Annotated in this window: 15 protein-coding genes and 1 pseudogene; 12 read left to right on the top strand and 4 right to left on the bottom strand. The window is 48.1% G+C overall.

Annotated elements, in window-relative coordinates:
- The first annotated feature begins 5 nt into the window (after positions 1-5).
- Positions 6-554 carry a methylated-DNA--[protein]-cysteine S-methyltransferase gene (locus NQ510_RS15365; RefSeq protein WP_005827626.1) on the top strand — a complete coding sequence of 183 codons (549 nt, stop codon included), beginning with the start codon at positions 6-8 and terminating at the stop codon, positions 552-554.
- 2 nt (positions 555-556) lie between these two features.
- On the opposite strand, the gene NQ510_RS15360 is transcribed toward NQ510_RS15365, so the two are convergent.
- Positions 557-1,450 carry a helix-turn-helix domain-containing protein gene (locus tag NQ510_RS15360; protein WP_005837252.1) on the bottom strand — a complete coding sequence of 298 codons (894 nt, stop codon included), beginning with the start codon at positions 1,448-1,450 and terminating at the stop codon, positions 557-559.
- Positions 1,451-1,641: 191 nt separating this feature from the next.
- Here NQ510_RS15360 and NQ510_RS15355 point away from each other — a divergent pair, with 191 nt between their 5' ends.
- From NQ510_RS15355 to NQ510_RS15330, 6 genes are all read left to right on the top strand, one after another.
- A complete protein-coding gene (locus NQ510_RS15355; RefSeq protein WP_005827630.1) occupies positions 1,642-2,904 on the top strand; it encodes a TolC family protein in 1,263 nt (420 codons plus the stop codon).
- Between the two features lie 34 nt (positions 2,905-2,938).
- A complete protein-coding gene (locus NQ510_RS15350) occupies positions 2,939-3,829 on the top strand; it encodes an HlyD family secretion protein (protein ID WP_005827632.1) in 891 nt (296 codons plus the stop codon).
- Positions 3,807-5,264 (top strand): ATP-binding cassette domain-containing protein, encoded by a 1,458-nt coding sequence (locus NQ510_RS15345; RefSeq protein WP_005837247.1) that lies wholly within the window; start codon positions 3,807-3,809, stop codon positions 5,262-5,264. Before NQ510_RS15350 ends, NQ510_RS15345 begins: the two co-directional genes overlap by 23 nt.
- A 47-nt stretch (positions 5,265-5,311) precedes the next feature.
- Positions 5,312-6,415, top strand: a complete 1,104-nt coding sequence (locus tag NQ510_RS15340) for an ABC transporter permease (protein WP_005827637.1) — start codon at positions 5,312-5,314, stop codon at positions 6,413-6,415.
- A 112-nt stretch (positions 6,416-6,527) separates the two neighbouring features.
- A complete protein-coding gene (locus tag NQ510_RS15335) occupies positions 6,528-7,643 on the top strand; it encodes an ABC transporter permease (RefSeq protein WP_005827641.1) in 1,116 nt (371 codons plus the stop codon).
- Between the two features lie 312 nt (positions 7,644-7,955).
- Positions 7,956-9,092, top strand: a complete 1,137-nt coding sequence (locus tag NQ510_RS15330; protein ID WP_005827644.1) for an acyltransferase family protein — start codon at positions 7,956-7,958, stop codon at positions 9,090-9,092.
- Between the two features lie 80 nt (positions 9,093-9,172).
- Here the strand turns inward: NQ510_RS15330 and NQ510_RS15325 are convergent, their stop codons facing one another.
- The 3 genes from NQ510_RS15325 to NQ510_RS15315 all read right to left on the bottom strand — a co-directional run bounded on the left by NQ510_RS15325 (position 9,173) and on the right by NQ510_RS15315 (position 11,665).
- Positions 9,173-9,616 (bottom strand): Hsp20/alpha crystallin family protein, encoded by a 444-nt coding sequence (locus NQ510_RS15325; RefSeq protein ID WP_005827646.1) that lies wholly within the window; start codon positions 9,614-9,616, stop codon positions 9,173-9,175.
- Between the two features lie 245 nt (positions 9,617-9,861).
- Positions 9,862-10,329 (bottom strand): alanyl-tRNA editing protein, encoded by a 468-nt coding sequence (locus NQ510_RS15320; protein WP_005827650.1) that lies wholly within the window; start codon positions 10,327-10,329, stop codon positions 9,862-9,864.
- Positions 10,330-10,363: 34 nt separating this feature from the next.
- Positions 10,364-11,665: a GNAT family N-acetyltransferase gene (locus tag NQ510_RS15315; RefSeq protein WP_005827652.1), complete on the bottom strand. Its 1,302-nt coding sequence runs from the start codon at positions 11,663-11,665 to the stop codon at positions 10,364-10,366.
- Positions 11,666-11,871: 206 nt separating this feature from the next.
- Here NQ510_RS15315 and NQ510_RS15310 point away from each other — a divergent pair, with 206 nt between their 5' ends.
- The 5 genes and pseudogenes from NQ510_RS15310 to NQ510_RS15290 all read left to right on the top strand — a co-directional run bounded on the left by NQ510_RS15310 (position 11,872) and on the right by NQ510_RS15290 (position 21,622).
- Positions 11,872-13,530 (top strand): DUF6377 domain-containing protein, encoded by a 1,659-nt coding sequence (locus tag NQ510_RS15310; RefSeq protein WP_008664452.1) that lies wholly within the window; start codon positions 11,872-11,874, stop codon positions 13,528-13,530.
- Between the two features lie 249 nt (positions 13,531-13,779).
- Positions 13,780-16,782, top strand: a complete 3,003-nt coding sequence (locus NQ510_RS15305; protein ID WP_005827660.1) for a SusC/RagA family TonB-linked outer membrane protein — start codon at positions 13,780-13,782, stop codon at positions 16,780-16,782.
- Positions 16,783-16,796: 14 nt separating this feature from the next.
- Positions 16,797-18,287, top strand: a pseudogene (locus NQ510_RS15300) (RagB/SusD family nutrient uptake outer membrane protein).
- A gap of 19 nt (positions 18,288-18,306) precedes the next feature.
- Positions 18,307-19,803, top strand: a complete 1,497-nt coding sequence (locus NQ510_RS15295) for a SusF/SusE family outer membrane protein (protein WP_005827666.1) — start codon at positions 18,307-18,309, stop codon at positions 19,801-19,803.
- Positions 19,804-19,816: 13 nt separating this feature from the next.
- The gene (locus NQ510_RS15290) at positions 19,817-21,622 is read left to right on the top strand and encodes an endo-dextranase (protein ID WP_005827668.1); all 1,806 of its coding nucleotides are present in this window, start codon (positions 19,817-19,819) and stop codon (positions 21,620-21,622) included.
- Positions 21,623-21,627: the final 5 nt, after the last annotated feature.

The following is a 21,627-nucleotide window of genomic DNA, read 5'->3' as shown; positions in this document are numbered from 1 at the left end:
GTTCGATGGAAACAATTTTGACCCAATACTATCAATCTCCTTATGGCGAGTTGCTCCTCGGCTCTTTCGGCGATAAACTCTGCCTATGCGACTGGATGCTGAACGAGAAACGTAGAGTAACCGTTGATAAGCGCATACGGCAGGCGCTGCATGCCGATTATGAGGAAGGCACTTCGGAAGTGATTGCAAGGGCAATCATTCAGTTGGATGAGTATTTTGCCTGTAAGCGGACCATATTCGATGTTCCACTGCTTGCAGTCGGAACAGAATTCCAGCGGACGGTGTGGCAGGAGTTGCAGAACATCCCTTACGGAAAAACAGTGTCCTACGGCGAGCTTTCACGAAAGCTGGGCAATCCGAAAGCCGTACGTGCGGTGGCGGCTGCCAATGGGGCAAATGCCCTCTCCATACTCATCCCCTGCCATCGTGTGGTGGGCAGCAACCATACGCTGATAGGCTATGCCGGTGGACTGGCAGCCAAACAAGGGATGCTGGCATTGGAAGCGGACTCTTGCGACGGACCGTCAGGCTCCCGTATAGGACAGCTGTTTTGAGGTCAGGTTTGTTTCTGGTATTCCGCCGGTGTCATCCCCGTCATACGTTTGAAGAACTTCGAGAAGAACGACGGATTGGGAAAGTTCAGTTCGTCTGATATTTGAAACACCAGTAGATTACTGTGTTTCAGCAATACTTTGGCTTCGAGGATAACTGCTTGATTAATCCATTGCATCACGGTTTGTCCGCTTGTTTCACGTATCACCGAACTCAGATAGTGCGGTGTCAGGCATAGCTTGTCGGCATAGAAGTTGACGCTGCGTTCGTGCTTGCTGTGTTGGTTCACCAAAGCGATGAAGCGGCGGAATAGCTCTTCCTGGCGTGAAAGGCGTGACGGAGTTGACTTGCATGTGTGCTCGTGGATATACTTAAGGTTATAGAGAAGTGAGACAATCAAGTGCTGTACAGCTCCGCGGCGGTAGGGCAAACAATGTAGTATATTCCACAATAAAGAGAAGAAGCTGCTGATGTGTGCCCATTCCTCGTTGTTGCATGAAAGGCGGATTCCGTTTCGTGTATAAGCTTCCGAAAGAATGGAATTCTGTAGTACGGGCAGAAAATTGGCAGTGGGCATGATGACTTGGAATTCGTAGTCGGGACTGACTTCCGATATTTCTATCAGCGAATTGTCAGGGATGATAATAATATCGTGGGCTGTAGCTTCATATTCGATAAGATTGATGGAGATTCGGCCCTTACCTTGCATGATGCGTACAATCCTTCCTTCTTTGGCACGATAAGGTTGCTGGGTGCGGAATAGCCTGAATCCCATTGCTTGAAAACTGATGACCATTCCCAAATCGTCGTTTATAAATCTGTATTCGGAATGTTCTATAAAATCCGGATTGTTGCGGATGTCCTCGAATGCGACGCTTATCGGTTTGTTCTTTTCCATATCTTTCCCTTTATGAATAATGTATATTTCCACCGCAAAGATAATAAAGTGTTCCTATTATTTGTCTTTTTCTACGAAATGTCGTACTATTAGAACATCTTTGCGCACAAATGGATTGTAAGGTTATAGGGTTATGCCTTTATCTTTGCATGTGTATAGAACAAAACCATGTAGAATAAACAAGAAACAGAATGGATATGAAACGAACCGTTTTCTTTTTTACCCTTTCTCTTGCCGCCATGCTGGCACATGCCCAGCTCACGTTGGAAGAGTGCCAGCGCCGGGCGCAAGACAATTATCCGTTGGTCAGGCAATACGGACTGATAGAAAAGGCACGCGGGTACGACCTCTCCAATGCCGGAAAAGGTTACTTGCCCCAGTTTTCCCTATCCGGCAAGGCCACGTACCAGAGTGACATCACCCGGCTACCGGTCGAAATCCCTAATCTCGACATCAAGACTGCTTCGAAAGACCAGTACCAGGTGATGCTCGAAGTGCAGCAGACCCTCTGGGATGGTGGGGATATACGTTCCAGAAAACGATTGACGCGTGCCGCCTCGGAAGTGGAACTGGAAAAACAGCATGTAGACATGTATGCCTTGACTGACCGGGTGAACCAGCTCTTTTTCGGCATCCTGCTGTTGGACGAACAGCTGAAACAGAACAGCCTCTTGCAAGAAGATTTAGGAAGAACCCACAAGCAGGTAGCCGACTATATAGCCAATGGCATCGCCACCCTGAGCGACCTGGATGCAGTCAGCGTAGAGCAACTGAACACCAGGCAGCACCGTGTGGAATTGGAGACCACCCGCCGTGCATACCTCAGCATGCTTGCTGCCTTTACGGGCAAGGATCTCTCTTCCGAAACGGTTTTATTGAAACCGGCTGCCGAAGAAAACATAGACCGGCAGATGAACAACCGCCCCGAACTTCGTTGGTACGATGCGCAGGGAGAGCAACTCCGCCAGCAGGAGGCAGCTTTGAACACCCGGTTGATGCCGCGTTTCGGCCTTTTTGTACAAGGGGCATACGGCAATCCAGGGTTGAATATGCTGAAGGATGAATTCAACGCCTATTACATGGCGGGGGTGCGCATGTCCTGGAATTTCGGCAGTCTGTATACATTGAAGAACGACCGCCGCAGGATAGACAATACCCGCCAACAGATAGAAACCGGCCGGGATGTGTTCCTTTTCAACATTCGCCTGCAGGCTACGCAGCAGGATGCGGGCATTGTATCCATGCGCCGCCAGATGGCGGATGATGACGAGATTATCCGTCTGCGTGGGAATATCCGCCGTGCAGCCGAGGCCAAGGTGCAGAACGGGACAATGACCGTGACCGATATGCTGCGGGAGATTACCAATGAAAGTATGGCACGACAGACCAAGGCATTGCATGAGGTGCAGTTGCTGATGAACATCTGGCAGCTGAAATATACGCTGAACAATTAATGACTATAATCCGTAATTTATAACTTGAAATAGTATGAAATCATTGAAATTATTTCCTTTTTTATTTCTCCTTGCCGCCTGTACCGGCGGTACTCCGAAATATGATGCGACGGGAACGTTCGAGGCTACCGAAGTCATCGTTTCTGCCGAGGCGTCCGGAAAACTGCTGAGTTTCGACATCGAGGAAGGTACGACACTGATAGACGGGCAGGAAGTAGGCATTATAGATACCGTCCAACTCTATCTGAAGAAACTCCAGTTGGAGGCCAGTGTCAAGTCCGTGGAAGGCCAGCGGCCTGATATCCTGAAGCAAGTAGCCGCCACTCAGGAACAGATTGTGCAGGCACGGCGCGAGCGCGACCGTGTGTCCAACCTGCTCCGTGTGGGTGCCGCCAACCAGAAGCAACTGGATGATGCCGAGTCCCTTCTCGAAGTCCTCCGCAAGCAGCTCGACGCACAGAACTCCACCCTGCGCAACAGTGACCGGAGCCTGACGTGGCAAAGTTCCTCTGTCGGCATCCAGGTGGCGCAGATAGAAGACCAGTTGCGCAAATGCCACATCACCTCTCCGCTGACGGGAACCGTCCTTGCCCAATATGCCGAAGCCGGAGAACTGGCTGCTCCCGGCACCCCTCTTTTCAAAGTGGCGGATATGGAGCAGATTTACCTCCGTGCCTACATCACCTCCGAGCAGCTTGCCGAAATCAAGCTGGGGCAGCAAGTGAAGGTTTATGCGGATTATGGAAAGGAAGTGCGGAAAGAATACCCCGGCATCGTCACCTGGATTTCCGATACGTCCGAATTCACTCCAAAAACTATCCTGACGAAAGACGAGCGCGCCAATCTGGTCTATGCCGTAAAGATTGCCGTGAAGAATGACGGGATGCTGAAAATAGGAATGTATGGAGGCTGTAACTTTAACTAATATCTCCAAACGTTACGGCAGCGTGGAAGCCCTGCGGGGTGTCTCTCTGTCAGTGGCTCCCGGTGAGCTTTTCGGCATCATCGGGCCGGACGGTGCGGGCAAGACATCGCTTTTCCGCATCCTCACCACTTTGCTGCTTGCCGACGGAGGCTCGGCTTCGGTCTGCGGTCTGGATGTGGTGAAGGACTACAAAGCCATCCGCAGGCGGGTGGGGTATATGCCCGGACGCTTCTCCCTCTATCCGGACTTGACGGTGGAGGAGAATCTCAATTTCTTCGCCACCGTCTTCCACACCACCATCGAGGAGAATTATGATTTGGTGCGCGACATTTACCGGCAGATAGAACCTTTCCGCAAGCGCCGCGCCGGAGCGTTGTCCGGCGGCATGAAGCAGAAACTCGCCCTTAGCTGTGCCCTTATCCATAAACCGGATGTCCTCTTTCTGGACGAACCCACTACGGGCGTCGACCCCGTGTCCCGCAAGGAATTCTGGGGAATGCTTCGCCGACTGAAGGAGCGGGGTATCACCATCATTGCTTCCACCCCCATCATCGACGAAGCGCGCCAATGCGACCGCATCGCCTTCATCAACGAAGGAGAGATAAAAGGCATCGATACCCCCGACCGTATCCTGACACGCTTTGCGGGCATCCTCTGCCCTCCGGGCTTGCAGCACGAACGGGTGGAAAACCACGAAAACAAGGTGATTGAAGTGGAAGGGTTGACCAAGCGGTTCGGTAATTTCACCGCTGTAGACCACATCTCCTTCCAAGTCCATCGGGGCGAGATTTTCGGTTTCCTGGGAGCCAACGGGGCAGGCAAGACCACCGCCATGCGCATGCTTACGGGACTTAGCCGCCCCACCGGCGGCAAGGCATGTGTGGCAGGTTTCGATGTGGCTTCCCAACCCGAAGAAGTGAAGAAGAACATCGGCTACATGAGCCAGAAATTTTCCCTTTACGAAGACCTCAAGGTGTGGGAGAATATCCGCCTCTTTGCCGGTATCTACGGCATCCCCGAAGCGGAGATTGCCCCCAAGACGGATGAGCTGCTCCTCCGCCTCGGGCTGGAAAAGGAACGGGATACACTGGTGAAAAGCCTTCCGCTGGGCTGGAAGCAGAAGCTGGCCTTCTCCGTCTCCATCTTCCACCGTCCCAAGATTGTCTTTCTGGATGAGCCTACGGGTGGGGTGGACCCTGCCACGCGCCGCCAGTTCTGGGAGCTGATTTACCAGGCTGCCGACGAGGGCATCACCGTCTTTGTCACCACCCACTTTATGGACGAGGCGGAGTATTGCGACCGCATCTCCATCATGGTAGACGGCGTCATCCGTGCACTCGACACTCCCGGGGAGCTGAAACGGCAGTTCAATGCCACTACGATGGACGATGTATTCCAACAACTGGCTCGTCAAGCTGTGCGAACCGCCGACTGAAAATCCGTGAAATCCGCATTATCCGAGCCTAAATATAAATATAGACAATGAAACAATTCATATCTTTCATCCGAAAAGAGTTCTTCCATATCTTCCGCGACCGGCGCACGATGCTGATTCTGCTGGGCATGCCCATCGTGCAGATAATCCTTTTCGGTTTTGCCATCACCACCGAGGTGAAGAACGTGCGTGTGGCGGTGCTCGACCCGTCGAATGACGTAGTTACCCGCCGTATCATCGACCGCATGGATGCAAGCGAATACTTCACCGTCATCCGCCGCCTGCATTCTCCCGCCGATATGGAGGCTTCTTTCGGAAGAGGGGAGATTGACATGGCGCTTGTTTTCAGCGAGCGTTTCTCGGACAAGCTTTATACCGGCGAGGCGCGCGTGCAGCTTGTCTCCGACGCCACAGACCCCAATATGGCGACTATGCAGGCAGGCTATGCCGCAAACATCATCTCCTCTGCCGGGCAGGAGATGCTTCCGCCGGGAGTGCATGCCGCTGCCATTGTACCCCAGCTCAAGCTGCTGTACAATCCGCAGATGAAGAGTGCCTACAACTTCGTGCCGGGTGTCATGGGGCTTATTCTGATGCTGATTTGCGCCATGATGACCTCCATCTCCATTGTGCGCGAGAAGGAGAAGGGGACGATGGAGGTCCTGCTGGTTTCTCCCGTCAAACCGCTTTTCATCATTCTGGCAAAGGCGGTGCCCTATTTTGTGCTGTCGTTTGTCAACTTGACCACCATTCTTCTGCTTTCGGTCTATGTGCTCAATGTTCCCGTGGCGGGCAGCTTGTTCTGGCTGGTGGTGGTGTCGCTGCTATTCATCTTTGTCTCCCTGGCGCTGGGGCTGCTGATTTCCACGGTCACCCGGACGCAGGTTGCCGCCATGCTGGTGTCCGGACTGATGCTGATGATGCCCACCATGTTGCTTTCGGGCATGATATTCCCCATTGAGAGTATGCCCGTTATCCTGCAGGCCATTTCAGCTGTGCTTCCTGCACGCTGGTATATCCAGGCGGTGCGTAAGCTGATGATTGAGGGAGTGGATGTTTCGCTTGTGCTGATGGAGGTCGGCATACTTGCCACGATGGCGGTATTGCTGATAACGGTGAGTTTCAAGAAATTCAAGCATCGGCTTGAGTAAAGAGCGGATATGAATTTTATATTAATTATTCAGGCAGAAGAACATAAGGACAAAAGGATACGGGAAATCTGTTCTTTTGTTCTTATGTCTAAAATCTTTAAAATATCGTCTTATGATAAAGTTTCTCATTGAAAAGGAATTCAAGCAGTTGTTCCGCAACTCCTTCCTGCCCAAGCTGATTTTCATTTTCCCGTGCATGATTATGATACTGATGCCCTGGGCCGCCAATCTGGAGATAAAGAACATCAATCTGAATATAGTGGACAATGACCACAGCGTCTTGTCTCGCCGTCTGGTAGATAAAATCGGTGCATCCACTTATTTCTGCCTGACAGCGCTTCCCGATACATACGATGAGGCTTTGCTGGCCATTGAAGCAGGTTCGGCAGATGTCGTGCTGGAGATTCCCCGTGATTTCGAAAAGGATTGGGTGAAGGGAGAGGCGCCTCGTCTGCTGGTGGCGGCCAATGCCGTGAACGGCACGAAGGGCAGTCTGGGAGGATCCTACTTGTCTTCCATCATCAGTGACTATACCCGTGAACTGGGTTCGGAGTCGTCTTCGCAAGGGCTTGCCGGGAAGCCGCTTCCCCGGGTGGACATCACTACGCAGAATCTTTACAACCCCACGCTGAACTACAAGCTTTTCATGATTCCTGCCCTCATGGTAATGCTGCTGACGCTGATTTGCGGTTTTCTCCCTGCCCTCAATGTGGTGGGCGAGAAGGAGGCGGGCACCATCGAGCAGATAAATGTCACCCCCGTCGGCAAGTTCACTTTCATTGCCGCCAAGCTGATACCTTACTGGCTGATAGGTTTTGTGGTGCTGACCATCTGTTTCGTTCTGGCATGGGTACTTTACGGCATTCTGCCGGCGGGACATTTCCTCACTATCTACGGCATGGCGCTGTTTTTTCTACCGGTGGTGTCGGGGTTCGGGCTGGTCATATCCAATCATTCGACCACGTTGCAGCAGGCCATGTTTGTCATGTGGTTCTTCATGCTTATCCTTATTCTGATGAGTGGTCTTTTCACCCCTATCCACAGTATGCCTGAGTGGGCGCAATGGATTACGCGCATCAATCCGCTACGCTATTTTGTGGAGGTGATGCGTACCATCTATCTCCGTGGTGGCGGATTTGCCGAACTGCTTCCGCAACTGGGAGCCGTGTTGGTCTTTGCATTGGTCTTCAATCTGTGGGCGGTAAAAAGTTATAAGAAAAGTAGTTAACTGATTTTTCTTTATTATTATCCTATTTGGCTCTCTTTTTTGAAGAAGGGCTACACCATTTGCCTTGGATAGCTACACCCTTTTGTGTTTAAGGCTACACCATGAGGAGGAAAAGGTGTAGCCCTTTTATTATGGATAATAAAAGCTGTTTTTTGTGCGGAAAAAAAGGTGCAAGTAGTGATATGTATCTAATGATAAAGACAACTGTTATACTTGTCAATTAATTGATAGAGTTTATATGATATCTATCAGTTCCCTTATTGGAAAAAACTCTTATCTTTGTACGCGAATAAATAAATATCTTATACCAAAATGAATACACGAACTACTTATCTTGCCTCGAAACCGCATTATGAGATTCTTGACGGACTTCGTGGCGTGGCGGCTGTCATGGTTATTATCTTCCATCTTTTTGAAGCACATGCAGGTGGCAGCCATCTTACTCAAATTATCAATCATGGTTATCTGGCAGTGGATTTCTTCTTCATGCTTTCCGGTTTTGTTATCGGCTATGCTTATGATGACCGTTGGAACCGGATGACCGTGGGCACTTTCTTCAAACGCCGTATCATCCGCCTGCATCCTATGGTGATTATGGGAAGCATTGTGGGCGCTGCCTTTTTCTATTTTCAGGAGTCGCCTTGTTTTCCACCTATCGAGAATACGTCCATCGGAACAATGCTGCTGGTGATGTTGCTGGGCTGTACCTTGCTTCCTCTTCCGCTGAAGTTCGACATTCGCGGCTGGACGGAAATGCATCCGTTGAATGGCCCGGCATGGTCGCTCTATTATGAATATATCGGTAATATCCTGTATGCGTTGTTTGTACGCAAGTTCAATAAGGTGGCCCTGTCGGTGCTGGTATTTGTGGCAGGGTGTTTTACGGTGTACCGTTGTCTGACTGCTCCTGCCGGCGATATTGTGGGTGGTTGGGCCTTGAACTGGGAACAGCAGTATGTGGGTATGGTCCGGCTGATGTATCCGTTCTTCGGCGGATTGCTTCTGTCACGCCTCGGCTGGCTGATACGGCTTGAAAAGCGTGCTTTCTGGTGGTGCAGCCTGCTGATTGTGGTGGTTCTTTCCATTCCCCGTATCGGAGGTGAGGATGGTTACTGGATGAACGGGCTTTACGAGGCTTTCTGTATTATCTGCATCTTCCCGGTCATTGTTTCGATGGGAGCGGGCGGCAAGGTGACCGGTAAGCGCTCTACTGCCGTATGCAAGTTCCTGGGAGATATTTCCTATCCGATTTATATCACCCATTATCCGCTGGTATATACTTATACGGCTTGGGTATGCAACAATAACGCTACAATGGCGGAAGGTATCCCTTATATGATACTTACTTTCGTGGGAGCCGTTGTCCTTGCTTATGCTTGTTTGAAACTGTACGACGAACCGGTGCGCAAGTGGCTGACAGACCGTTTTCTGAAAGGGAAGAAGAAATAGTTCCGTATGGCTATGGATATAAAAAATCTCCCGTTGCATTATCTTGTGCAGCGGGAGATTTTCTTTTTAATGGTCGGGCGTTATTTTACGTCGATGAATTTCTTGGCCTTTTCTTTTTCTGCTTCTGTAAACTTAGGCAATGTAATGTTCAACACGCCGTTTTCTACATGGGCGCCAATCTTTTCCTTATCGACATCGTCCGGAAGAATCATGGTTTGCTGGAACTTGGTGTATGAGAATTCGCGGCGCAAGTAGCGGCCTTCCTTCTTTTCGTCCTTGTTGTTCTCTTCCTTGCTTTCTGTTTTCTTTTCCATGCTGATGACCAGATTGTTTTCTTCATCGATGTGAACGTTGAAGTCTTCTTTTGTCATACCGGGAGCAGCCAATTCAACTTTGTACTCTTTTGCTGTTTCGAATACGTTGATGGCAGGGGCGGTGGCATTTGCTTTTACCATCCAATCATTGTCAAAGAAATCATTAAAAATACTCGGTAACCAATTTTGGTTTCTTCTTACAGGCATCATAGTTATAGTCTCCTATTGTTTAAGTTAAACATGCTGTTTAGTTTTGAACTCCGGTTCTTTGTCTTCGGGTGTCTGCCTTTTGGGTTTTCACCATCCGTTTCTTGAACCGTCGTTCGCTAACAATATTGCAAACCTTATGCCAACCAGTTTTCACTGACTTTATTGACTATTTGTCATTGAAAAACTGACTTATTTGCTTGTTTAATGCCATTTTGCTATCTTATTTATTAAAAATTGATAGATTTTCAGACTAATTTAAAACGCATTCTCCAACGCTTGGCTTCTTCGTCCCAATCGTGACTGATGATTTTGAAGGTTCCGATTTCTGATGTATTCTCCACATGTACTCCGATGCAGAGGCATTCGTCGTAATCGCCTACTTTCACGACACGTACCGTTTCCGAAGCACCATCGGGCAGGCGTTCCAAGTCGAAACGTCCTTGCGCTTCCTCTTGCGTAATGAATTCTGTTGTGACGGGCAGCTGTCGGGCGATTACCTCGTTTACGGCCTCTTCCAGCTTCTTTATTTCTTCTTCTGTGGGGCAGGCGGCAAGGAGATAGTCCAGCTTGCTCTTCTTCCGTTCTATGTGTGCTGATATGGAGCGGCCGCAACCGAATAACCTTATCATGGTCTGGTTGATGATGTGCTCCGTGGTGTGCATAGGAGGGTACTCCTGCTTGTTGTGGTCATTGAGATGAGGTTGTTGTTCCATGTATAATTTCAATAGTTGATATATATTTGATATTTTATCGTTTGAGGTTGGCCAGCACTTCTTCTTTCAGGATGCTGTATATATGTATATCTGTATATTCTCCAGAAGCCAGCAGTTCTCCGCAACGTTCTGTTCCCTCATGGACGAAACCGAGGCGAACCGGTACGGCGTTACTGGCTGCATTGCCCACGGCACAGCGAATTTGTATCCGCTTTATCTCTTTTTCTTGTACGGCCCACAGACACAGCTTGCGGACACTTTCAGTAATGATGCCCCGATGCTGGTATTCCGGCAGTAGCCAATAGCCGAGTTCTGTACGGTGGTTGTCGAAATCGGAGAAATGGAAACCTATCAGTCCGCAGATTTCATGTTGTTGGTTCCAAATACCGAATATTGGCTCATTTCGTTCGGCAGGAGTAGATAATACCTGACGTAAAAAAGCTTCTTCATCAGCTATTGTGCGCATATTATCCACAAATGGCAGCCATGTTCTTAAGTAGTCCCGGTGTGTGTCGATGGCATGGTAGATGGCTGCGGCATCTTCTATTCTGATTTCCTGCAGATAAATGTCCGGAAGGATGGGGAAGGAAATGGGAGAGGGGAGGATATGTACGTCTCCTGATTGGGACAGCTGTATCCTTTCCTTGATTTTTCCCCAGGCATGTGTATCGAACAGACAGCTTTCGCGCATGGTGTGATACATTTCCTTGAATCGGGACATGGGGATAGTGAAGCTCAATAAGTCCGCTTCGAAGTATGGGCGGACGGAGGGGTCGAAGAATCCCAGGAAAGTACGTTTCCCTTGTTTCCGGTTTTCAATGATGGTTTGGGTAATGACGGAACAGCAGCCGGAGCCGAATGGGGCTGCTACGGCATCCGATGCATTGTTGTCGAAGAAGGTCCATGTCGCCAGTCCGGATAGAATGTCGGGAGTTGGCAGGAACAGCAGTCCTTCCACTTCATCAAAGGAAGGTATCTTGTCTATGCGGGCAAAATGCAGATAGGCTTTGTCAGTTCTGGAAATCTGTAGCTCATTGACAAAATCTACCACCATTTCGGGAGTCTTCTTGTATTTCTCTTTCAAAGAGACAAACCCCGGGACGCGCTCGGGCATTTCAGTAAATCCGGTATAGAACTTGCCTCCTCCGCAGGTAATTGTTTTGTTGCTGAGACTGACGATTTTGCCGTCTCTGACTTGTTTCATGCATTTGAAGAGACAACCGGTTACTCTCTCTGTAGATGCCCCCATTCGGTCTGAATACCAAAAGGCGATGGGGAGTTCGGCGTGTTGGCCGAAAGCTTCCTGATAATTGGCAATAAATGTGTGTATATCCATGATGCTCGGATGATATTTATGATATGGTCTTTCTTTGGATTTTCCGTAAAGGTAATTCAATATTTTGATTCTTTTGCTTGCAGTATGCCTTTTTATCACTCTGCTTTCGAGCTTTTAATGATAGTAGAATAGGTTTTTATGGTATTTTAATTACTTTTGCATGAGGATTCTCAAAAAGTATTGCCTTTAACTAATCGGAAAGCCGGATGAAAAATATAATCATATTCTTGTGTCTTTGTACCATCTGTATGTGCCGCCTTCATGCTGCAGACAGCAGCCGGGCGGATTCTTTGCTGCTGAAACTGGACCAGGCGATAAAGGAGCGTCCCATATACATGGAGCAGAAAGAGCTGAAACTGGTGGAACTGAAAAGACAGTTGCATCGGCAGATACCGGATGAAGAACGTTTTGCCATTCTTGGCACATTGCTGGATGAGTACCGTTCGTTCAATACGGATTCTGCATTGCACATGGCCGAGGAAAGGGAACAGATAGCCATACGTCTTGGAAACCGGGAATACATAGACAATGCCCGCATGAATAAAGCAGATGTTTTGGGAATGACCGGTATGTATAAGGAAGTTATGGATTTGATGCGGAATATCCATATAGACCGGTTACCGGTGGATATCCATCCATATTATTACCATATCTACCGTACGGTCTATGGCCTTATGGCCGATTATGCCGTGACGGCATATGAAAAGAAGCTTTATACGGAGCTTACGGACAAATATCGTGATTCGTTGCTGTTGGTCAATAAAGATAATCTTCTGATACATACCTTGATTCAGTCCGACCAGTATAATGTACGCAATGAATATGACAAGGCCATCCGTTTGCTGACGGATTATCTGGCGCTGCAGAAGGACTATGAACACGACGTTGCGATTTGTGCCTATACTTTATCAGAGTCTTACCGGCTGAAAGGGGACAAAGAGAAGGAAAAGGAATACCTGATTGTTTCTGCTATGGCGGATATGAAAACCGCTGTCCGTGAATATATCTCTTTACGCAAGCTCGCCGTACTGCTTTACCAGGAAGGAGACATCGAGCGTGCCTATTCTTATGTAAAGATATGTATGGAAGATGCAGCCGCCTGCAATGCCCGGTTGCGCAAGCTGGAGATTCTGGAAATCTTTCCTATCATTAATGATGCTTACCAGCAAAAGACGGAGAAGCAGCAGGAGCAGATGAAATGGGCACTGGTATCTATCAGCCTGCTTTCACTTTTTCTGTTGCTTGCCATATTTTATGTATACAAGCAGATGAAGAAAGTGGCTGCCGCCCGCAGGGAAGTGATTGACGCCAACAAACGGTTGAAGGAGCTGAATGATGAGCTTCACCTTTCCAATGCACAACTCAAGGAGGCCAACCACAGCATTGCCGAAAACTCCTATCTGAAGGAGGAGTATATCGGCCGTTATATGGACCAGTGCTCGGTCTATTTGGAAAAGATGGACAATTACCGCCGGTCGCTGGGAAAGATTGCCGCTACCGGAAATGTGGAGGAACTCTACAAGAACATCAAGTCTTCTAAATTCATAGAGGGGGAATTAAAGGAATTCTATACCAACTTTGATAATACCTTCCTGCAGCTGTTTCCTACTTTTGTAGAAGACTTCAATGCCCTGCTTGCCGATGATGAGCAAATATCCTTGAAAGCCGGCGAACGGATGAATACAGAGTTGCGCATCTTTGCATTGATACGTTTGGGTATTACTGACAGCGTGAAGATAGCCCAATTCCTTCGATATTCTGTTACCACCATTTATAACTATCGTACGAAGGTTCGCAACAAGGCTGCCGGTGACCGCGACTTGTTGGAACAGGAAGTGATGACAATTGGCAAGTCGAAGAACTGAGAATAGGGGTTTTGAAGCTTGGAAGTGTCTCTTTTACGCTTATATTTTCACTACTTTTTTAGTTGGGTAATAATTTTATATATTATTGGTATATAGTGGTTTAAGTATTTTTGAATGATGTAAACCACTACTTTTTTACTCTTTCCTCCACTATTGGCTTCTCTTATCTGATACATTTGCATTGTCCCTCTTCGGAAAGAGTGACACATGTGATTTATGTTTTTATTATTAACTTTAAATTCTTATATTATGCAAAAGTACAAAATGCCAATCAGCAGGCTACGGATGATGGTTTGTCTGATAGGAATGTTACTTCCGATGTGCATGTTCGCACAGCAAATTACAGTACAAGGTGTAGTGAAAGACCAGACCGGTGAAACGGTTATTGGCGCCAGTGTAATGGAAAAAGGAACCACAAATGGGACAATAACCGGTATTGACGGTGATTTCTCTTTGAACATGTCTCCGAACGGTACTCTTGTCGTTTCATTTGTAGGCTATAAGACTCAAGAGGTGCAGGTGAAGGGACAGAAACAGCTTCAGGTAGTTTTGTCTGAAGATGCCGAAATGCTGGATGAAGTGGTGGTGATAGGGTATGGCACCATGAAGAAAAGCGACCTTACAGGAGCAGTGTCCTCCATCGGTAACAAGGATATCAAGGATTCCCCCGTATCCAATTTGGGACAAGCCATCCAGGGAAAAATCTCAGGTGTGCAGATTGTAGATGCCGGTAAACCGGGAGACAATGTATCCATCAAGATTCGTGGTTTGGGTTCTATCAACAACTGCGACCCGCTGGTCGTGATTGACGGAGTGCCTACCGACTTGGGCTTGTCTTCCTTAAATATGGCCGATGTGGAACGTTTGGATGTATTGAAGGATGCTTCGGCCACAGCCATCTACGGTTCTCGGGGAGCTAATGGAGTTGTGATGATTACCACCAAACGCGGTACGGAAGGAAAAGGAAAACTTGCTGTATCTGCCAATTACTCTTTCCAGAATGCTACGAACGTACCTTCTTTATTGAACGCGGCGCAGTATGCCGAGTTGAGTAATGACATGATGGTGAACAGTGGACGCAATCCTAATCCGGAATGGGCCAATCCTTCTGAATTGGGTGCAGGTACCGACTGGATGGATGAATTGCTCCGTACGGGTGTGATGCAGAACTATACGGTAAGTTATTCCGGCGGTAACGAGAAATCCCATTATTATGTGTCCGGTGGTTTTCTGGATCAGTCCGGTATCGTGAAGAGTGTGAATTACCGTCGCTTCACATTCCAGTCCAACAGTGATGCGCAAGTCTTGAAATGGTTGAAGTTCTCCAATAACATTACGTTCAGTGCCGATACGAAGAAGTCGGGCAGCTATAATATAGGTGATGCGCTGAAAGCGCTCCCCATTTATCCGGTGAAGAATGAAGATGGCAGTTGGAGTGGCCCTGATGGTAACTCGGAATGGTATGGCAGCACGCGCAACCCCATTGGACCGACGGAACTGAACAAGAGTCAGACTGATGGATATAACTTCCTGGCCAACTTGACGGCAGAACTTACTTTTACCAAATGGCTTAAGTTTAAAAGTACTTTCGGCTACGATGCCAAATTCTGGTTCATAGACAACTTTACCCCCAAGTATAACTGGAAACCCACTCCCACAGAGGAGACTTCACGTTATAAGAGCGATAACAAGTCGTTCACTTATTTGTGGGACAACTATTTCCTATTCGACCATACTTTTGCAGAAAAACATCGTGTGGGATTGATGGCCGGTATGTCTGCCCAATGGAACACCAACGACTACCTGAATGCGCAGAAGAATGTGTTTATGTTCGACAATGTGCACGAAATGGATAATGGCGAGGAAATGTATGCCATCGGTGGAAACGAGACAGAGTGGGCATTGCTCTCTTACATGGCACGTGTCAACTACTCTTACGAAGACCGCTATTTGCTGACTGCAACCATTCGTCGTGACGGTTCCAGCCGTTTCGGTAAGAAACATCGCTGGGGTACTTTCCCTTCCGTATCTGTGGCATGGCGTGCCTCTCAGGAAAAGTGGTTTCCAAAAAACGACTATATCAATGACCTGAAAGTGCGTGCGGGATACGGTGTGACCGGTAGCCAGGCAAGTGTTGGAAACTACAGCTATCTGGCATCCTACAATACCAGTGTATATCCTTTCGGCATTTCGAGCGGCAATCAGACAGCGCTGGTTTCTTCTACTCTCGCCAACCCGTATATCCATTGGGAAGAGGTGGCACAAACCAACATCGGTTTTGATGCCTCACTGTTCAATTCACGCGTTATGTTCTCGTTCGATGCTTATCTGAAGGAGACGAGAGACATGCTGGTAAAGGCGTCTATCCCCATCACATCGGGATTTGAAGATACTACAACCACGTATACCAATGCCGGAAAAGTACGTAATCAAGGTATTGAAATGAGTCTGCATACCATCAATCTTACCGGTGAACTGGGATGGGAAACGAACCTGACCGCCACTTACAATAAGAATAAAATTAAGGATTTGAACAGCGACGTTCCTTATTACATTAACCAAATCAATAACTCCTATGTAACGATGCTGGCAAAGGACTATCCCATTAATGTCTTCTACGGCTATGTTACGGACGGAATCTTCCAGAACCAGTCTGAAGTGAATACACATGCCGTGCAGCCGGGAGCTGAGCCGGGTGATATCCGTTTCAGGGATTTGAACAACGATGGTGTCATCAATGATAGTGACCGTACCGTCATCGGTAACCCGAACCCAAGTTGGCTGTTCTCCATGAACAATAGCCTTTCCTATAAGGGTTTCGAACTTTCTGTTTTCTTACAAGGTATAGCCGGAAATAAGATATACAATGCCAACAATATCGACAATACCGGTATGGCAGCTGCCTATAACCAGACTACCGACGTACTGAAGCGTTGGCAAGGAGAGGGGACCAGCAATTCGATGCCGCGTGCCGTGTTCGGCGACCCCAATCAGAATACACGCGTGTCAGACCGCTTTGTGGAGAATGGTTCTTATCTGCGTTTGAAGAATATCACACTCTCATACACTTTCCCGAAGCAGTGGTTACAGAAAGCCCAGATTGAAAATGCACGCCTTTCCCTATCTTGTGAGAATGTGGCTACCATCACCGGATATTCCGGTTTCGACCCTGAAGTGGGTATTAACGGAATAGACCAGAACCGTTACCCCATTTCCCGTACGTTCAGCTTAGGATTAAACTTTAACTTTTAATGATTGACTCGGATATGAAAAAGATAACAAATTTACTATATATGCTGGCAGTATTGCTGCTGGCTTCCTGCAGCGACTTTCTGGACAAGTCTCCTAAAAATACGGTTGACCCGGAAACGACGGTGACCGATGATGTGGCCATTGCTCTGACCAATGCCTGCTATCGCACCCTTCAGTCTTCCAATATGTACAACCAGCGTATCTGGACACTGGATATTGTGGCGGGTAACAGTTTGGTGGGTGCCGGTGGCGGTACCGACGGCCTTGAAACGATACAAGCTTCTAACTTCATAACGCAGAGCGACAATGGCATGGCATTGTACATGTGGCGTTCTCCCTGGGTGGGGATAGGACAATGCAACATTGTGTTGAATAGTCTTCTGGAGGCTGAAGCTGTGTCAGAGAGAATCAAGAACCGCTGTCTGGGAGAGGCTTATTTTCTCCGTGCACATTATTACTATGTATTGGTACGTCTGTACGGTGGTGTTCCACTGCGTTTGGCTCCTTATAATCCGGGAGAACCGACAGACATTGCACGCGCTACAGTCGAAGAGACTTATGCCCAGATAATTTCCGATTGTAAGAATGCGGTTGACCTGCTTCCTGCCAAGTCTTCTTACGACGACGAGAACGTGGGACGTGCCTGCAAAGATGCAGCTTTGGCCATGTTGGCAGATATTTATCTGACGCTGGCTCCTAATCATACGGAATATTATCAGGAGGTGTCTGATTTGTGTGATGAGATAACAAATTTGGGGTATGACCTTTCTTCCTGCAAGTATGAGGATAATTTCGATGCATTGGTCAATAACGGGCCGGAATCTTTGTTCGAGGTCCAGTATTCGGGCAATACGGAATATGATTTTTGGGGAAACAATCCGCAGTCTTCCTGGCTTTCTACTTTCATGGGTCCCCGTAATTCGGACTTTGTTGCCGGCAGTTATGGCTGGAACCAGCCTACAAAAGAATTTGTGGGTCAATATGAGAGCGGTGACAAACGTAAGGATTTGACCGTGCTTTATGCCGGATGTCCGGATTTTGACGGTAAGGCTTACAAAAGCTCTTATTCCAATACGGGATACAATGTACGCAAGTTTCTGGTGTCGAAAACGGTTTCTCCGGAATACAATACCAATCCTGCCAACTTCGTGATTTATCGTTATGCGGACGTCCTGCTGAAGAAGGCCGAAGCTTTGAATGAAATGGGACGCCCTGACTAGGCTGCCGTGCCTTTGAATATTGTACGTAAGCGTGCCGGACTGCCGGAGGTTTCGGGCTTGTCACAGGAAACCATGCGTGAAAAGATTATCCATGAGCGCCGCATGGAACTAGCTTTCGAAGGGCATCGCTGGTTCGACATGATTCGTGTCAACAATGGAGAGTATGCCATTAAATTCCTGCATTCCATTGGAAAGAGCAACGTGAACAAGAACCGCTTGCTGTTCCCTATTCCGCAGACGGAGATGGATGCTAATACCTTAATGGTGCAGAACCCGGGTTATTAATTAATTTAATCAGAAGAATATGAAGAAATATATTTCACACCTTGTATTTGCCTTACTGGGCTGTGCAGCCTTATCTGCTTGTGTAGATGATGATTACATGGAATTGGATAAAGGACAGAATGAACTTGTACTGACGGCCAGCAAGACGGAAGTTGTTTTGAATGAGCAGGCACATGCCGATGATGCCCTGGAGCTTTCCTGGACTACGGGAACCAATTATGGGACGGGTAATAAAATTTCCTATACGCTGGAATTGACCAAGACCGGCAGTGATTTTGCAGATTCTTATGTAGCTGTGGAGAATGCCGTACAAGAATACTCATGGAAAAAGAGCGTGGAGGAATTGAATGACATCCTACGCAACCATTTTGGGGCAACTGCCGGGGAGAACATTTCGTTGGAAGCGCGCTTGACAGCTACTGTAACAGAACGGGACGAAAAACAGGTGTCTACCACTGCTTTCAGTGTTACAGCCTATAAACCGCTCACATCCACCCTTTATCTGATAGGTAGTGCCACTCCGGGCGGCTGGAGTGCCGATGATGCGACAGAGATGACCCGCAAGGACAATGGTATCTTTACATGGACGGGCCGGCTTGTGGCCGGTGAGTTTAAGTTCATCACGACCTTAGGCTCATTCCTGCCCTCTTACAACAAAGGAACAGATGGATTGCTGGTTCTTCGTAGCAGTGATGACCAGCCGGATGAACCTTTTGTTGTCGAAGAAGACCATAATTACATCGTCGAAGCCAATCTGTTTACCGGTGTTCTTACATTGACCCAGACAGAGACGTTGGCACCTGCCTACGACCAGCTTTATTTTGTGGGTAACGCTACGGATTGGGGATTCGTGAAGATGAAACAAGATGTGCTCGATCCATACTTGTTCCGCTTCGGCAAGTTCTTTGAAGTGGGCAAAGGAGGGGAATTCAAGTTCGGAACCTCCGATGGAAGTTGGGAGAACATGTATAAGGCCAAGAATGCCGATGCTGCTTATACCGATACAGAAGTGGTGTTTGTGAAAGGGTTCGACCCGGACAATAAATGGGTGCTGAAAGACGGGGAATGCGGCAAGGCCTACAAGATTTGCATGGATATCCGTAGTGGTAAGGAACGCATGATGATGAGCGAATTTACTCCGTATGAGATGATTTATATGGTAGGTGATGCTACTCCGGCCGGTTGGACGATTGGTGATGCTACGCCGATGCAGACAACGGATAATCCGTATGTGTTTACTTGGAAAGGTACGCTGAATGCCGGTGAGTTGAAATTTACTTGTGATAAGCAGGAAGATTGGAATGGAGCTTGGTTCATGCCGGCTGTAGCAGACAAACAGCCTGCAGGAGAAACAGAACCGATGCTTTTCCTTGATAAATCAGACGAAGCGTTCAAAGCGCAATATCTGGACGTGATGGTAGGCGGCATCGACCAGAAGTGGAAGATTACGACAGCAGGTTCCTATCTGATTACTTTGAATCAGCTGGAAGAGACAATTTCAATCGTGAAACAATAGGTATCTACAATAGATGAAGAAGATAGTTTATACAACAATGGTAGCCTTGCTGCTGGTTGCATGCAGCAAGGAGAGTGATGATACCGGTAGCGGTACCGGTGGAGGCGGAGAGAGTGGAGGGGTTACGGAAGTAACCCCAGTCACCTCGGACTTGACGGTCAATCTCACTACCGACAAGGCATGTTACCGGCCGGGCGAGAGTGTTTCTTTTACAGCTGACGCCCTTCCTGCCGGAGCTAAAATCCGCTACCGGACAATGGACAAGGTTGTATCGGAGCAGGCTGCTGTCGGTACTACTTGGACTTGGACTGCTCCGGCAACCGATTATACCGGTTATCTGGTGGATGTATACCGTACAAAAGAGAATGGAACAGAGGTTATTCTTGGTACTATTGCCGTAGATGTATCCAGTGACTGGACACGTTTTCCACGTTATGGTTTCGTTGCCACTTTTGATGCTTCGAAAAAGGTGGATGGAGTGATAGAGAAGGAGATGGCTTTCCTGAACCGTTGCCACATTAACGGGGTACAGTTTCAGGATTGGCACAACAAGCATCATTGGCCGTTGGGCGGTACGCGTGAGCATCTGGACGAGGTCTATAAGGACATTGCCAACCGGGAGGTCTATACCGAGGTAGTGAAGAAGTATATCTCTACACAACACAGCCTGGGCATGAAGTCCATGTTTTACAATCTATGTTTCGGAGCTTTGGACGATGCCGTTTCCGACGGAGTAAAGGAAGAATGGTACATATTCAAGAACACGGGACGCATGGATAAGGATTCGCATGACTTGCCCTCCAGTTGGAAAAGTAATATCTTCCTGCTCAATCCCACCAATACGGAATGGCAGGCATATATTGCCCAGAAAAACGATGATGTTTATGCCAATCTGGACTTTGACGGTTATCAGATAGACCAACTGGGAAACCGGGGTGACCGCTATGACTATGATGGCAATAAGGTAAATCTGCCTAAGGGATATGCCTCGTTCATCGAAGCCATGAAACAGAAGCATCCGGACAAGCGTTTGGTGATGAATGCCGTCTCCAGCTATGGAGCTTCCCAGATAGCTGGTACGGGTAAAGTGGATTTCCTTTATAATGAAGTATGGGGCGATGAGGCAGGCTTCAAGGATCTGCACACCATTATCAAAGCGAACGACCAGTATGGCAACCATGCCTTGAAAACGGTGTTTGCCGCATATATGAACTATGACAAGGCAGGTAGCAGTACCGGTGAGTTCAATACACCGGGTGTGCTGCTGACGGATGCTGTGATATTTGCTTTGGGAGGCTCTCATTTGGAATTGGGTGACCACATGCTATGCCGCGAGTACTTTCCAAGCACGGCTTTGCAGATGAACGATGTACTGAAAACAGCCATGATTCGTTATTATGACTTTATGACGGCTTATCAGAACCTGCTTCGTGATAAAGATACGGAGGCGGAGATTTCCGTTTCTCTGAACTGTACGGATGCTGCGCGGAATCTTTCTCTGAATGCATGGCCGCCGCAGAAGTCTGCCATCACTGTATATGCCAAGAATGTAAATGGCAGGCAAGTCATTCATCTGCTCAACTTCCTCAATGCGGATAACTTAAGCTGGAGGGATTTGAACGGAACAATGCCCGAACCGCGTCTGGTGTCCGACGTGCCGTTGAAGATGAATGTTTCCGGTAAAGTGAACAAGATATGGGTTGCATCGCCCGATTTCCATGCCGGTGCTTCGCAGGAACTGTCATTCGAACAGAAGGACGGCACGGTTACCTTTATCTTGCCTTTGCTGAAGTACTGGAGCATGCTTGTGATGGAATAAGAGTA

It is taken from the genome of Bacteroides uniformis (assembly GCF_025147485.1).
Taxonomy (GTDB): Bacteria; Bacteroidota; Bacteroidia; order Bacteroidales; family Bacteroidaceae; genus Bacteroides; species Bacteroides uniformis.
Note: the sequence above shows the minus strand (reverse complement) of the source record. Positions and strands in the feature narration are given on the sequence as shown.